Below are 14,785 nucleotides of genomic sequence, written 5' to 3' on the forward strand. Positions count from 1 at the left end.
TAGTGAACCATATATTTAGTATAGTATGAAAGACGCACGGTTTCCAGCGTCATTTAAAATTTGAAAAGTTTTGGAATATTCGAAAGGTGGTGTGTTACAATTGCGTGCAAGCGCAATTTTTTTATTTTCGGGGAGGCTCTGATGAATGTCGGATTCATATCTGAGGACGTTGCTGGGGCAGTACGGTTTTACGAATTTTTTTTCACTGGATGTTATTGAAAATAACCCCAATTTTATTTTTTACACCGAAGTTCATGAATATATGCATACGAGACTTACGCTGACAACTCCATATGGATTCTATGTTTATTTGCTGAATGCGTGCGAGAAGTACGATGATACTTATGCGAAATTCAGGCTTGATTTAGTGGATAAAATGAGGTTTGTACAAGAAGCTTTTGCGACTTTCCATGAGATGTGTTATTTGCACATCAAAGAAGGGAAGGAACAATTTTCACATGAAGTAGGTCGATTAAAATCGCGGAACAAGGAATATTACTCGTATTACGAAAGTTTGGCTTTTCTTCTGGATGACTGCGGTGTTGAAGAAGCTGCGGCGGTGTCGGCTTGGATTGCAAATCTGTCGATGAATGTGGCTGTTGTCAATATACCCGTCCATCACAAAGAGCGGAAAAAATGGCTAAGTCATTCCGAGAATGCCCAACGTTACCTTCCCAACAGCAGATTCAAGAAAATTTGCAAAATGATGAAAAAGGTTTTGGCGAAGGAGCCCGACGCAACGGAGCAGTTTGCCAAATGGTTCGCCGACTATAATGAAACGTTTACGGATTTTCAATATGACGATACAAGCATCAATAAAATAAAGTCGTTTGTATTGCAGCTTTATGCTGAATCCGCTCAGCTCGATCCCATCAAGGCTATCATTTCGACCATGTATAATTTTAATTTATCCAAATACGATACATTTCTGTCGCATCCTACCTTGCTTAACAAACAGCCTGATCTTTCTTCCTATACAGCGGAACCAAACTGGTTGTCATTATTCGGGCAATCTGTTGACGCTCGCATCACATTTATTTCGTTATTTTCTATCATTAAACAGGGGGTTACTGCTTTCCATGTTTCTCATATTGTTCATAATAAAGTGGCGTCGTATGTTTCATATGTAGAAGACGACAAGCTGGCACAGCTATTGATGCAAAAACCGAATACTCTCGTATTGTTGGGGCAAAAGGCTCGTGCCTATCAATTTTATCAAACATATGCGTTGGAGCATGCTTATCAATTTATTGATCACGCGTTGGTGGACAGCGTAGCTTATATCAATCAACATTTTGCCGGAGGAAGATTCAGGGTTTTTAACTATCAGAATCGCTTTTCCGTGTTGCTCCTTTCCGACGGTAAATTAAAAGTATTGCAGCCTGTATCGATCCACGCCATTGATCAAATTCGCGAGGCATGCCGGAGCGGCTTTTTACAGTTAGCCGAAGCGGAAAAAAATGACTTGGAGTTTGATCCTTTCTTAATCAAAAATGCGCAAGACAAAAGAGAACTGGACGTCATCGTGAGTCTGCTTTTTTTTAATTGGTGATGATGTTTAGTGCATTGGAGCTGTGAGCAATCGGTTTTAGGGGTTACAGGCTACGTCGCTGTTTACTTTTTTTCAATCATTGTTTACAATTCATTCTATAGTATACACAATCATTAACCTTATCGTGTGTTCCCTTCTATCTCGCACAAAACTAGACTTGATGTGAGGTGATGCTTTTTGGAAGATACGAAGAAGCGGCTGGGCCGGAAGGTCAAGGAGCTGCGGCTCAAGCTGGGCTTGACCCAAGAAGAGCTGGCTGAGCGGGCCGACCTGCATCATAACTATATCGGACTGATCGAACATGGCAAAAAAAACGTCACGCTTCACGTGCTGCAGCGCGTTGCCAGCGGCTTGCGGGTCGAACCGGGCCATCTGTTCCAGTTCGAGCAGGAGGAGCTGCCGCTGCCGCTCGTCCAGCTGCAGGCGCTTTTGCAGCATCAATCGGAAGAAGATTTGGTTTTCCTGCTGGCGCATATCGAGCATATGCTGAAATGGCGCGTTGCGGCGGGCAAATCTTGATATACGCAGGACAATAAGCCGACAGGAGCTGGTAAAATGCCCACAACGCGACCTCCCTGCTAATCGTTAGCGTTTTGCGGTTCGCGTGCGCCTCCGGGCGTTGGATGCAAGCTGATCAAGCCGTCATCCAAACGAAGGGGAGCATTAACATGCGAATATCAAGCAATGTATGGAAGCTGTATGCTCAGCGTTTTTTTTCAAGCCTGATTCCGGCTTATGTCATCGAGCGCCTGTATTGGGAGCAACGAGGCATGACCGTGGAGATGGTCGTGTATACAGAAATCATTTATGCCGTGACGATTGTGCTGCTGGAGGTGCCGACGGGCATTCTTGCCGATCGGCTCAGCCGCAAGGCGCTTATCGTGGCTGGGGCGGCGATGGGCTGCTGCGAGTTCGCGCTGCTGCTGGGAGCCTCGCAGTTTTGGCATTTTGCACTTGTTGTGTTTCTGGCCGGAATCGGCCGCTCGGCTGCCAGCGGCTCGGAGAACGCCCTGTTGTATGAAACGCTGGCGCAGCTTGGCAAGCCGGAGGCATTCGAAAAGCAGCTCGGCCGCTTGAATGCCTTTGATTTGGCCGGAACGATGCTGGCTGCGCTTTGTGGCGGGCTGCTCGCCGCGCGATTCCCGCTTGCGCTCAATTACTGGCTGTCGCTCGGCAGCGCCGTTGTATCGCTTGCGTTCGCCTGCTGGCTGACCGAGCCAGCGGCTGCGGCGGATCGCGAAGAGCCGGGAGAAGCTGCTGCGGAGGCGGCGCTGATGCCGGTGCGCGAATATGTAAGGGCGTCGCTGCTTTTTTTCCGCAACAGACCTGGGGTCCGATTTGTGCTGCTGGCGGGGATGCTGCTGGGTGCGTCCATCAGCTTTATCGATGAATTCTGGCAGCTGTACGTCGGAAAGCTGGGCGTGCCGGTCGGTGCTTTTGGCCTCGTCTCGACCTGCCTGTTCCTGCTGCGTATGCCGGGCAGCCTGCTTGCCTACAAGCTGAAGGGACGCTTCAGCAGCAAGGGGCTGCTGGCTTCCGCTTATGCGGCGTTTGCCGTCGGCTTCGCTTGTATGGCTTGGCTGGGCGGCTGGGGCGGTTTGGCGGCAATGGCGCTGGTCTGTTTGTTCGCAGGCATCGTCGAGCCGCTGTGCGCCGGCTACTTGCATCATCGCATCGATTCGTCGATGCGGGCTACGCTCGATTCGTTCCAATCGCTGGGCGTGGGGGCTGCAACCAGCCTGGTCGGACTGGGCTTCGGTTATTTCTCGTCGCAGGTGGATGTGAGCGGAGGATATGGCTTTCTAGCGGTCGTTTGCGCAGCGTTTTTCCTGTATACTGCAGGGGTTCCGCGCAAGGTGACGGAATAGCGAAGCAAATAGGCTGTTTGTCGGGAAAACCGGCAAGCGGCCTTTTTCGTTTGTCCGGCTGGGGCTGCTAGCGGAGTTGATGCACAATGCAAACTTTGCATTAATTGCATAAATGGATATTTGAACAAAGGTTAATAGCTGCGTGTTTAGCGTTATCAAGCAAGTTCAGGTCTGTAAAGCGTGGTTTTTTCCCTGGAAGCTTGAGATGTTTTGCACGACTATGCTTGCATGCGCTTTAGCTTGTTCGCGTGCCGGTCAAGCATGGCGAACTGTGACTTCCGTTATAGAAAAACTAGATTTGACGCGGTTTAAGGAAACGATTTACAAAAAATACAGCGCTGTCCTCCCCTGATGTTCGACGGTTCATCGGGAGCAGGGAAGCCGGTCAGATGACGTGTGACGCCAAGTGAAAACGAGATTTCGTGCAATTGATGCAATTTAATGCAAAACTATTGACATAATTGCATCGCGGGTTTACATTAAGAATATGCAGTGGCAAATTCGCTTTTATTTGTTTTACGTGATAACGCTTTCTTTTTTGAAGGTTGGAAGACAGGGAGGTGCAGACGAGCATAAAGCAGGTGCAGACGATTCCCCATCACAAGAGTCGCGCGATGCAGTGTTTGAATGCAGGCCGGCAAGTTGGTGACGCGCGGTTCGGCGGCGTTTTTGTTTTATCGTTATGATACCGTTTTCAAAGAGCGAGAGGGGCGCGAAGGAGCGCCGTTTTGCAGTCGGAGCCGGTTGGTTGGCATCAAGATCAGCATGCATAAAGGAGAGAAAAGCATTATGTTTCGAAAACTACAGATAACGTTAATTGTTGCACTTTTGCTTAATTTGTTATCCGGTTTGACTGCGATGGGACAAGCCACGCAAACGCAGGAGATTGCAGCCGAACCGGCTGCGGCTCCGGTGCCGGGGGCGTCTGCAGCGGTTAATTTGGCCGACGCCGCCGCTCATTGGGCGGCCAAGCCGATTGCGCGCTGGGTGCAAGCAGGCATTGTGTCGGGCTATGACGACGGCTTGTTTCATCCGGATGCGGCAGTGACGCGGGCGCAGTTTGCTGTCATGGTCAACGGGCTGTTCGGCTTCACGCAAGCGGATGCCTCGGCTCCTGCCGATGTGCCGGCCGGGGCCTGGTACGCCGCAGCGATGCTGCAGGCGAAGAAAGCCGGCTATATGCAGGGGTATCCGGACAATACGATGCACCCGAACGATCCGGTCAGCCGACAGGATGCGGCAGTGATGCTGTCGCGGCTGTTGCGGCTGGGTGGAAGCGGCGTTGCGGATATTGTTTTCACCGACGCGGCGGCGATTGCCGATTATGCGCAGGACGCCATTCAAGCGATGGCGGGCAAGGGGTATTTGTCGGGTTATAGCGACGGAAGCATGCAGCCGCGCAAAGCGCTGACGCGTGCCGAAATCGCCACGCTGCTGGACAATATGATCGGGCGGTACGTCAGCGAGCGCGGCTCGTTCGCTTCGGCCGGAGGGCAGGGCAGCGTGATTCTCAACGCGCCGGGTCTAAGCTTGAGCGATCAGGTCGTCGCGGGCAATCTGTTTGTGACCGGCCGCGTTGGCGAAGGCGACGCCACACTGGACAACGTCATTGTCAAAGGCACGACGATTGTCGCCGGCGGCGGCAAAAACAGCATACACGTAAACAATTCGATTCTCGGCAAAACCATCATCGACAAGTCGGACGGCGCGGTCCGGGTCGTTGCATCGGGCAGCGGCAGCATCGGTGAGACGCACGTCCAGTCGAGCGCGGTGCTTGTCGAGCAAGGCGTGGATGGCGGCTCCGGCTTTACGGACGTGATCGTCGATTCGACGGAAGCGGGCGGCGCGTCCGTGGAGTTGGCCGGCAGCTTCGGCAAGGTGCGGGTCGAAGGCAGCGGTCATACGCTGAATCTGTCCGCAGGCAGCGCCGAGCAGCTCGCGCTGAACGCCAAGACGGATGTGACGATTGGCGGCGCCGCCACCGTCAAGCAGCTGCAGATTGGTGCGGGCGGCAGCGGCAGCAAGCTGAGCATCACGGGCAATCTGGGCAGCGCTGACATTCAGGCGGATGCAGTGACGCTGAACAATCAAACGGTCCGCAAGGGCCAAGCAGTCAACGTCAAAGACGGCGCAGTTGGCGCCGGCAGCGACGCGGGTGTGGCCGGCGGCTTTTTCGGCGGCGGTGGAGGCGGAGGCGGTGCGGGCGCGTCGAATCCGCGCAATGTGGATGTCATCGGCGACGGCGATTTCTCCGCCGGACTCGGCGGCTGGAAGGCTTCGTGGGGCAATGACGAAACCGGCCTTTCGACAGGCACGCTATCAACCGAGCAGGGCCAGATGAAAGTCAGCCTGCAAGCGGTCGGCAGCTCAGCGCAAAGCGCGCTGGTGTATCGCGACGGCTTGACGCTGAGCAGCGGCACCGTGTACACGGTCAGCTTCAAGGCCCGCGCAACCGCGAGCCGCAAGATCAACGTCGCTGTCAGCGACGGCGTGAAGGATGTCGCTACGTTGCGTAGCTTCGTGTTGACCTCCGATTTGCAGACGTATTCGTATTCATTTACGATGCAGGAAATTTCGTCGGCCACAGGCAAGCTGACGTTCCAGCTCGGGACGATCAGCGGCGGTACGAATGCGCCGGTCGACGTGTTTTTCGACGATGTGCAGCTGACGGCGGTGCAGGGCGCAATTGTCGATAAAACGGCGCTGAACGCCAAGCTGGCGCAAGCCGACGGGCTGCTCGAAAGCGAATATACGGCCGTGAGCTGGTCGATTTTGCAAAATGCGCTGATCACGGCCAGAGAAGCGGGCTTTTCCAACACCGCGACCAAGCAGCAGGTCGACCAAGCGGTGCTGGCGCTGACCCGGGCCATCGACGGACTCGTGAAGGTTCAGCGGTCGGCCGGTTTGACGGACATCGTCTTCACCGACGGGGGAGGCAGCGCGCTGCCTTACGAGCTGACGCCAGGCTTCCGCGCGGACCGTTACAGCTATGTGCTGGGCGTGCGCAGCGGCACGGCCACGGTGCTGCTCGATCCCAAGCTGGCGCCGAACAATACGGTGACGGCAGTTACCGGAGCGAGCGCTTCCGGCGGCAAATACGCCGCAGCCGTGCAAGCGGGCACGAACGAGGTGACGTTCGAGGTTGCGCAGCCGGGCAAGGTGGCTGCCACGTATCATGTTTATCTGATCAAGGAGCAAAGCGGCAACGTGCGGCGCGATCCGGCGGATTGGCAGCTGGACTGGAACGACGAGTTCAACGGCGATCAGGTCGATACGTCCAAATGGAATTTCGTCAATCAGGGCGGCGGCTTCGGTAACCGCGAGCTGGAGTATTACACGCCACGGACGGAGAATGCCCGCATCGAGCCGCTGGACGATGGCAACAAAGGGCTTGTCATCGAAGCGCGCAAGGAGAAATACAACGGACAGGATTACACATCCGCGAAGCTGTTTTCGCAAAATAAAGGCGACTGGACGTACGGCAAATTCGAAATCCGTGCCAAGCTGCCGAAATCGCAGGGCATCTGGCCGGCCATCTGGATGATGCCGACCAACTACGATCTGTACGGCCCGTGGCCGGCGACCGGAGAAATCGACATCATGGAGCTGGTCGGTCACGAGCCGGCGACGGTGTGGGGCACGCTCCACTACGGCATGCCGTGGAAATATTCCAACTCGTCCTTCAAGCTGCCAGGTACGATGGATTTTTCGCAGGATTTCCATACGTTTTCGATTGAATGGGAGCCGGGCGAAATTCGCTGGTACGTCGACGGTATTTTCTACCAGCGGCAAAACGACTGGTATACGAAGCGCGACGGCGAATCCGCGCCTTATACATGGCCGGCTCCGTTTGACCGCGATTTCTACATCCAGCTCAACTTGGCTGTAGGCGGCGACTGGCCGCAGTTTCCGGACAACACGACGATTTTCCCGAGCCGGATGACGGTTGACTATGTGCGGGTGTACAAATTGAAGGATGGCTTGTCTTATGCCGATCCGGGCAACGGGCCTGCTTCGACGATCAATGTGCCGACGCCGCGGCCGGAGAACGGTTTGGGCGGTCTCGTATATAACGGCACCTTCGATGAAGGCATTGGCCGGATGCAGTTCTGGAGCTTTAGCGCTGACAATACGGCTCAGGCATCGTATTCCGTAGGCACGGCGATTCCAAGCCGCGAGTTCAAAGCGTCGCTGACCAATGGCGGCTCTAGTCCGACTGCGGTCCAATTGACGCAAACCGGCATTCCGCTGGTCAAAAATCGTCAATACCAGTTGAAGTTCAAGGCGCGTGCCAGCGAAAACGGCACTGCGCTGCAGGCGAATGTGTTCAAGGGCGCGACAAGCTATTCGGGCGTGCAGACGTTCCCGCTCAGCGCCGATATGCAGACGTATTCCTACATTTTCATCATGACCGGCGACAACGAAAACAATGCCCAGCTCGCATTCAATCTGGGACAAAACACCGGCGACATCTACCTGGATGATGTCAAGCTGACGACGTATTATCCGCCGCAGTATCAGAAGCTGGAGGCGGAGGATTTTGCCAACCAGACGGGCTATGCCGTTCAGGACGGCGCGATTGCGCCGACGGCAGGAGACAGCAGCTGGGTGCAGTACAATGCGACGATCCCGGCCGAGGGCGATTATATGATCGCTTACCGCGTCGCAACGGCTGGCGATAACGCCAAGCTGACGTTCCAGGGAGCGGGACCGGGGACAAGAACGATTCATTTGCCGAATACGGGCGGCTTGACGCAATGGCAGACGGTGACCGATCTCGTGCATTTGAAAGCGGGCACGCAAACGCTGCTGCTGGCCGGCACGGGCTATCGCCTCGACAGCTTCACGCTCGGGCAAAACGTCGTGAAAAACGGCAGCCTCGACAGCGGCACCGATCAGTGGGACCTGTGGACGCAAAACGCTGGAGGTACGGTGCTGTCAACCGTGCAGGGCCAGACGAAGCTGGCGATTACGGCAGAAGGCGACGATTTCTGGGGTACGCAGTTCAGCCAGTTGAACGTCCCGCTGTATAAAGGCAAAACGTACCGCGTCTCGTTTGAAGCGCGTTCGACGGTCAATCGCAAGCTGCGTCTGACCATCGACGATCCGGTAACGAATGGGCCATATGCGTTGTACGATGCGATTTCGCTGACGCCGCAGCTCAAGACGTACACCTTTGATTTTACGATGACCGGCGCGACGAACCTGGCCAGCCGTATCGACTTTAACCTTGGCAAAATCGGCACGGCCTCCGGCGTACACGATGTGGTGCTCGATCAGGTGCGCTTTGCGGAAATCCCGGCGATCGAGCAAGCAAGCGGCGTCGCTCCAGCGCTCGTGATCGACGCTCCGGGCGACATGATTCAAGTGCAGCAAGCCGACGGCTTTACAGCGTTGACGGTTAATCAGGGCGCGCTGAATCCGGCGTTCCAGAGCGGAACGACGGACTACACCGTCAAGGTAGCGAGCAACGTCACCAGCATTACGCTGACGCCGACGCTGGCTGCCGACAACACCCTTTCGCTGGTCAGCGGAGCCGTACAAAGCGGCGGCGATTACACCGCGACGCTGAGCGAAGGCGAAAATGCGATTTCGTTCATTATCGATCAGGCCGGACGGGTGCCTAAGGCGTATATGATCCACGTCATCCGTACACCGCTCAATCTGGCCAAGGGCAAGACCGCGACGGCTTCGTCAGGAGCCGGCAATCTGGCCGTCGACGGCGATATGGCGACCCGCTGGGAATCCGACCACAGCGATCCGCAGACGCTGAACGTCGATCTTGGCGATCTGTACAATCTGTCTTCCGTTACGCTGAACTGGGAAACGTCGCGGGCGACGGCGTACACGCTGGAGGTGTCCACGGACAAATCAAGCTGGATCACCGTATACAGCACGACCAACGGTAGCGGACCGACCGATACGATTACGATTCCGGAAATGGTCACAGCCCGCTACATCCGCTTGACCGGCACGGAGCGCTTCTCCTTCGGCGGCGTGCGTTACGGCTACTCGCTGTTTGAGCTGGCCGCCAGCGGTGCGCCATATGCGACGGCAGCCGACTTCCACGCCTTCAAAGGGGCGCTCGCCGCGACAATTACCGGCGCGGGCGCGCTGATCGAAGCCGACTACACGAGCGATTCGTGGGCAGCGCTGACGACGGCGCTGTCGGCAGCAAACGCGGCTTACAATCAAGCGGACGCGGCGCAAGCTGCGGTCAATTCCGCTGCGCAGGCTTTGACGAATGCGATGGCAGCGCTGGTGAAGCTGACGAAGGCCGACGGCTTGACCGCGCTGACGCTCAGTCAGGGCACGCTTTCTCCGCAGTTTGCCAAGGATACGCTGAGCTATTCGGTCATCGTCAATAACGCTGCAGCCACGCTCGATTTCACGCCGGTGCTCGAAAGCGGCAACGTCTTCGACGCGGTGTACGGAGCTACGGAAACAAGTCCAGGCGTGTATCAGGCGAATCTCGATACAGCGCATCATACGGTGCAGTTCGTGGTGGCCAAAGCCGGCGCGCAGCTGACCAAGACGTATACGATCAACATCGTGCGCTTGTCGGCGACCAATGCGGCGCTCGGCAAGTCGGCAACCTCCTCCTCCGGAACGGCCAGCGCCGCAACAGATGGCAATGCCGGTACGCGGTGGGAGTCGCTGCAAAGCGATCCGCAGTGGATTTACGTCGATTTGGGCAGCAGCCAGACGATTACGGCCGTGAAGCTGACTTGGGAAACCGCTTCGGCGAAAACGTACAAAATCCAGGTCACGGACACGCCGAACGACGAAAGCAGCTGGCACGATATCGGCTCCTTTGATCAGGAGGGACTGGCGCAAGCGCCGCGCACCGATCTGATTACGGCGACAGGCACCGGACAGTATGTGCGGATGTACGGCACGAAGCGCAATACGCCGTGGGGCTATTCGATCTTTGAGTTTGAAGTGTACACGGATTTCTAGGCAAAAAAATCAAGAGAGCCGCATCCGATTCGTTCGGAGCGGCTCTTTTTGCTGCAGCGCTGGCCGCGTGAGGCTTGCGGCGTGAGGCAAGGGGCCGTGATTGCGCGGAAGGCGGCGTTGCGGCGCGAGGCCGGGAACGCGCGTCTGGCGACGAGGGTGGCTGCGCCGGCACGCGGCCGTAGGAAGCGGGCGACGCAAGCGCTCGGCGAAGATGCAAGCGGTCGGCCGAAGACGACGCCTGCCGGAGCGCGACCGCGCAAGCGAGCTCGCGCCGCGCCGGCCGAAGCGCCGTTGCGCCGCGCCTTGCCGCGCGCGCTGTCACGGCGCGGCGATCTGCAGCAGGTAGCGGACGAGCGCTTCCTGCTGCTCGCGTGTGAAGCCGGCCTGCGGATCGGCCCAGAACTCGTGGCCGATGCCGCGCACGTGGGCGGCGGCAGCGGCCGGGCTGGCCGCGTTCGCGCGGGTGACGCGGCTGCGCAGCTCGCGATCGATCAGCGCGAGCAAGCTGTTGTGCGCGTCGGGCAGCACGCCGCCATACAGCGTGGCGGGCGCGCCGGCTTGCCGCGCCGCGTCCGGCCCGACGGCGACGCCGCCGTCGTGAAGATAAGGCGCCGACCACGCCAGTCCCCAGAGGCTCGGCGTCTTGTAGCCGCCGCTCTGCGTGCCGTGCGCCAGCAGGAAGGCCGTCTGCGCGGGAGACGGCCCGGACACCGCCGTAGCCTGGGCCGACGGCGGCAGCGGTACGGTCGTGCTCCAGTCGTAGAAGGCGGCGGGTCCCCACTGGGCCTGCGTGTTGCGCAAACCCGCGGCCCGGACCGCTTCGCTGCCGATTTCGGCAACGGGCACGACGCGGTTGTTGGTGAAGAACGTTCCGGCATGGCAGGCGACGCAGCCTGCGCGGCGGAACACGGCTTCACCTTCGGTCAGCTCGGCTTGCGTCGCGGAGACGGGCGGAGCGGGCGGCCGCAGCGTGTTCTGGAACGCGGCCATTGCCAGCAGATGCTCGCCGAAGCGATAGCCCGGCTTGGACGCCAGCAGCCCGGTGCTGCTGACCGCTGAAGCGCGCGGGAACGGCGGCAGCGGAACCAGCTCGGTCACGCCTGGCGCTTGAGGCGTCGGATCGACGGCGGCGAAGAACGCCGAAGGCCGGGTGCGTCCGTCGGGCCGGTAGCGGAATTTGGCGTTCGCGGCTCGCTGCAGAATCGTGCCGATATACAGCTCTTTATCGATGCCCAGCAGCGCCTGACTCAGCTCCGATTGCGACAGTGGGTCCATATTTTGCGCATTCGGCGTGCTGGAGAAGACGACGAGCCCGTGGAACGGACCGGCCGCGGCAAAGCCGCTCCAGCTGTATGGGAAATCGCCCAGCGTAAACGCGTCGGGAATTTGCACCGGGCCGTTGCGCAGGTCGATGGTCGTGTCGACGCTGCCCTTGGGCCACGTCAGGAAGGCACGGTCAACCGCGTCCTCGAGGGCATCGGGATCGGGTAGCTGTCCCGTGCGGCCGTCCGACAGCGGAACAGCGCGCGCCTGCTCGCGCACGAACGTCTGCAGCGCGCCGATATCGGTGTGGGCGAAAAAAGCTGCCGAATTCGACGATAGCGCAAGCAGCAGCCCGGCGTCCAGATCAGTGTTCGGCACGCCTTCGACGATGCGGCCGTGCGGCACGTCGACGACAGCGTGGCAGGCAATGCAGCCGACGCCGGCCGATACATGTCCGCGCTCGGTTTTCATCTTGATGCCCAGCGGCACATAAGCACCGACGGGCACATCGAGTCCGGTTGCAATCAGCTCGCCCTTGCGGAACAGCCGTCCGCCGACAGTTTCCGTCCGGGCGGCCTCGACAAGCAGGTTCGTCGTTCCTTTGCCGCCCAGGCGCAAGATCGCCTTTTCGATATTGGCCAGCGACAGCACGCCGTCAAAGGCGCCGAGAATATCGGTGAAAAACACCTCGTTGCCGAACGTTTCGCCGTAGAACGCCTTGCGTCCCAGCTCCAGCATCTCCGCGGTGACAGGAGGGTCGTCCGCGGACATGGCGCGGATTCCCGGCAGCGCATCGGCGGCATAGGGCGTTTGGGCCGCTTTGTCGCGTCCGGGCACGTAAACGTAATCGAGCGTGAGCATTCGGAACACGCCGGTCAGCAGTATGGCCGTTCCGAGCGGAACGAACAGGAACAGATAAGCTTTTTTCATCACGGTTCTCCCGCTCTCTTCAATTAATCATAATGCCGGGACTGCGAATGTTCACTTTGGACGTTACCTCGAAATTCGCCGCGGGGTAGAAGGAGTGCTGCCAGCGCTGCCAGTCAGCATCGTCGACCCAATGGGAGGCCCGGTATTTCAAGCCGAAGCCGATCGGATCAAGACCCGCGGCCTGAAACTTTTGCAGCAGCGCAAGCGTCCGTTCGCGTACAGCTGCTTCAGCCAGCTTTTCCAGCTCGGGCAAATGCGTTTCGGGAATCGGGGTTTGGCTTTCCTCCATCAATCCGTGGATCGTCTGACGGGCCAGCAAGGTGCAGGAGCCGTCCGGATTTCTTCTGACGCCGAAGCTGGTTGCGAGCTGGTCGATCGACATGACCATGCGATGTCCGTTTTCTTCAAAGGCCAGATCAACTTTATCGATTTTGTTATTATAAAAGCTGTTGAAAATTTTTGTTTCCTCCGGGGACAAGTCCATGCGGCGATGCTCTTTGTCAAAGACAGTCATCGACGTGATGTTGAGCTGATCCTCCGGGAGCAGCCGAATAATCGGCATGATCGGATCCAGTCCCCGCTCGGTCATGCGTCTTCGGAAATCGTACAGAAATTCCGACACAACATACCCGGTTTCCGTTCCTGCGGCGCCGAAAAACAGAAACAGCATGTTCGAGGGCAGCCGTTCGGAACGCGGACTTGCTTGCAGGATACTGTAGGCGTCGGGATAGCCGATCCCGGTCCACGAGATGAGCTGGATATCGCGGCGGCGCAGGAACCAGTCCATCGTCACCTGCAGCGGAATCTCGGAATCAAACAGCTTATTGCCGAAAATGATCGCTTTGGCGTGGCCGAAATCGAACTCCTTGTCGACCTTGCCCTTCATAATGCGCACAGCTTCCGCCATCGTATCGGCTTCCTCCTCGACGATGATCGAACGGTTGGAGCCGAATTTCTCCTGCGGACTCGGAATCGCCAGCTTGAGCATCACTTTGTACGTGCGGTGCTTGCCCGGATCGATACCGATCGCCACGACAAAAAAACGCTTGTCGATGTCCTTAAAGCCGTAACAGCCGGTCAGCAGGCTGCAGACGAGCAGCAGCAGAAGCGCTGTGCGCCACAAGGGGGCACTAGGCCTCATGCGGACTCCTCCTTTTTTTATAAAGGGTATAAAGCAGAATCAGCAGCAAAAAAATTTCGCCGCCCATCCGCGCGCTCATCCAGTATTCGCCGATGCGGAACATCGGATATTCGTCCAGATCGTGGCTCATAAAAACGGCTGTTCCGCACATGAGCGCTGTCACGCACCAGGAGAACGTCCGCGAGCTTTTGTTCGCCGCCGACTTGATCAGCTCCAAAGCGACATGAAAATGAATGACGACGCTGATAAAGGCAATTTCGCCGTAGAGGATATAAAAAATATAAAGCACCCGCTCGACGAATCCGAATTCCACCCGCATGGAGTCCGCTGTAGAGAGCCACGGGAACAGATAGTCCTTGACCCCGTCGGCACCAAGGAAACCGATGGGCAGGAACATCGTGGTCAGCAAAATGCTTAGACCAATTGGCGCGAATACCCATAGCCATTTCATGGTAAATTTAGGAAAAACGCGATTGAAAATGACCATATTGGCATATCCGCTGAAAATATAGGTAGCGGAGGCCAGACTGCTTACCGTCGGCAACTGCTTGTAAGTTTGCACGACCGTCATCATCGAGTCGAAGCGGAGCCCGGAGCTGATGGAGGCTTTGAAGAAAATAAAAGCGACAAGCGGAAAGCTGAGAATAAAAATCATCTCGACCACATACAGCACCTGCTGGCTTTTGCATTGCATGACAAAGCAGATGACAATCAAATACATGAACACGACGTGGGAGGAGGGCATCGACGGGTTGATGAAATAATTGGTCAGGTTGGCGGTCACGAGCACGCTAAGCGCCCCGGCAGTGAACCAAATGGTGCTGAACAGCAGCATCATCAGACGAATGAGTGCCGAGGGGAATACGCCGGCCAGCATTTCGGGCAGACCCATCATCGGGAATCGCTTGATGGCATAGGAAAACGTCAGCAAAAACGCCATGCCGAGGACGGTGGAAACCGGGAGCGCCAACACGGCCCCGTTAAAGCGGTCGCGGATCAGAATGCGCGGTGTGTAGGCCAATACGTTGACGATCATGTTTACCAGAATCAGATAATAGTAGTACCGCATAA

At 57.2% G+C, this 14,785-nt stretch carries 7 protein-coding genes; 4 read left to right on the forward strand and 3 right to left on the reverse strand.

Going from position 1 to position 14,785, the window contains the following annotated elements; translation table 11 throughout:
• The first annotated feature begins 145 nt into the window (after positions 1–145).
• The 4 genes from B5M42_RS10410 to B5M42_RS10425 all read left to right on the forward strand — a co-directional run bounded on the left by B5M42_RS10410 (position 146) and on the right by B5M42_RS10425 (position 10,380).
• Complete coding sequence (locus tag B5M42_RS10410; protein ID WP_134752414.1) at positions 146–1,552, forward strand: hypothetical protein; 1,407 nt, start codon at positions 146–148, stop codon at positions 1,550–1,552.
• Positions 1,553–1,729: 177 nt separating this feature from the next.
• Positions 1,730–2,071: a helix-turn-helix domain-containing protein gene (locus B5M42_RS10415; RefSeq protein ID WP_134752416.1), complete on the forward strand. Its 342-nt coding sequence runs from the start codon at positions 1,730–1,732 to the stop codon at positions 2,069–2,071.
• 149 nt (positions 2,072–2,220) lie between these two features.
• Entirely contained in the window at positions 2,221–3,420 is a 1,200-nt protein-coding gene (locus B5M42_RS10420) for an MFS transporter (protein WP_134752418.1), read from the forward strand.
• A gap of 789 nt (positions 3,421–4,209) precedes the next feature.
• The gene (locus B5M42_RS10425; protein WP_167689841.1) at positions 4,210–10,380 is read left to right on the forward strand and encodes a galactose-binding domain-containing protein; all 6,171 of its coding nucleotides are present in this window, start codon (positions 4,210–4,212) and stop codon (positions 10,378–10,380) included.
• 318 nt (positions 10,381–10,698) lie between these two features.
• Here B5M42_RS10425 and B5M42_RS10430 read toward each other — a convergent pair whose 3' ends face one another.
• From B5M42_RS10430 to B5M42_RS10440, 3 genes are read right to left on the reverse strand one after another with little or no spacing between them, the layout of a single operon-like run.
• The gene (locus B5M42_RS10430) at positions 10,699–12,573 is read right to left on the reverse strand and encodes an electron transport protein (protein WP_134752422.1); all 1,875 of its coding nucleotides are present in this window, start codon (positions 12,571–12,573) and stop codon (positions 10,699–10,701) included.
• 19 nt (positions 12,574–12,592) lie between these two features.
• Entirely contained in the window at positions 12,593–13,714 is a 1,122-nt protein-coding gene (locus B5M42_RS10435; RefSeq protein ID WP_134752424.1) for a Ger(x)C family spore germination protein, read from the reverse strand.
• A complete protein-coding gene (locus tag B5M42_RS10440) occupies positions 13,704–14,783 on the reverse strand; it encodes a GerAB/ArcD/ProY family transporter (RefSeq protein WP_134752426.1) in 1,080 nt (359 codons plus the stop codon). The genes B5M42_RS10435 and B5M42_RS10440 overlap by 11 nt, the downstream gene beginning before the upstream one ends.
• Between the last annotated feature and the right edge of the window lie 2 nt (positions 14,784–14,785).

The organism is Paenibacillus athensensis (assembly GCF_004514475.2).
Classification (GTDB): Bacteria; Bacillota; Bacilli; order Paenibacillales; family NBRC-103111; genus Paenibacillus_AL; species Paenibacillus_AL athensensis.

Bases quoted from the DNA above. Each gene is read 5' to 3' on its own strand.
- B5M42_RS10410 (WP_134752414.1), top strand. From the start codon at position 146: ATGTCGGATTCATATCTGAGGACGTTGCTGGGGCAGTACGGTTTTACG.
- B5M42_RS10420 (WP_134752418.1), top strand. From the start codon at position 2,221: ATGCGAATATCAAGCAATGTATGGAAGCTGTATGCTCAGCGTTTTTTT.
- B5M42_RS10425 (WP_167689841.1), top strand. From the start codon at position 4,210: ATGTTTCGAAAACTACAGATAACGTTAATTGTTGCACTTTTGCTTAAT.
- B5M42_RS10430 (WP_134752422.1), bottom strand. From the start codon at position 12,573: ATGAAAAAAGCTTATCTGTTCCTGTTCGTTCCGCTCGGAACGGCCATA.
- B5M42_RS10435 (WP_134752424.1), bottom strand. From the start codon at position 13,714: ATGAGGCCTAGTGCCCCCTTGTGGCGCACAGCGCTTCTGCTGCTGCTC.
- B5M42_RS10440 (WP_134752426.1), bottom strand. From the start codon at position 14,783: ATGCGGTACTACTATTATCTGATTCTGGTAAACATGATCGTCAACGTA.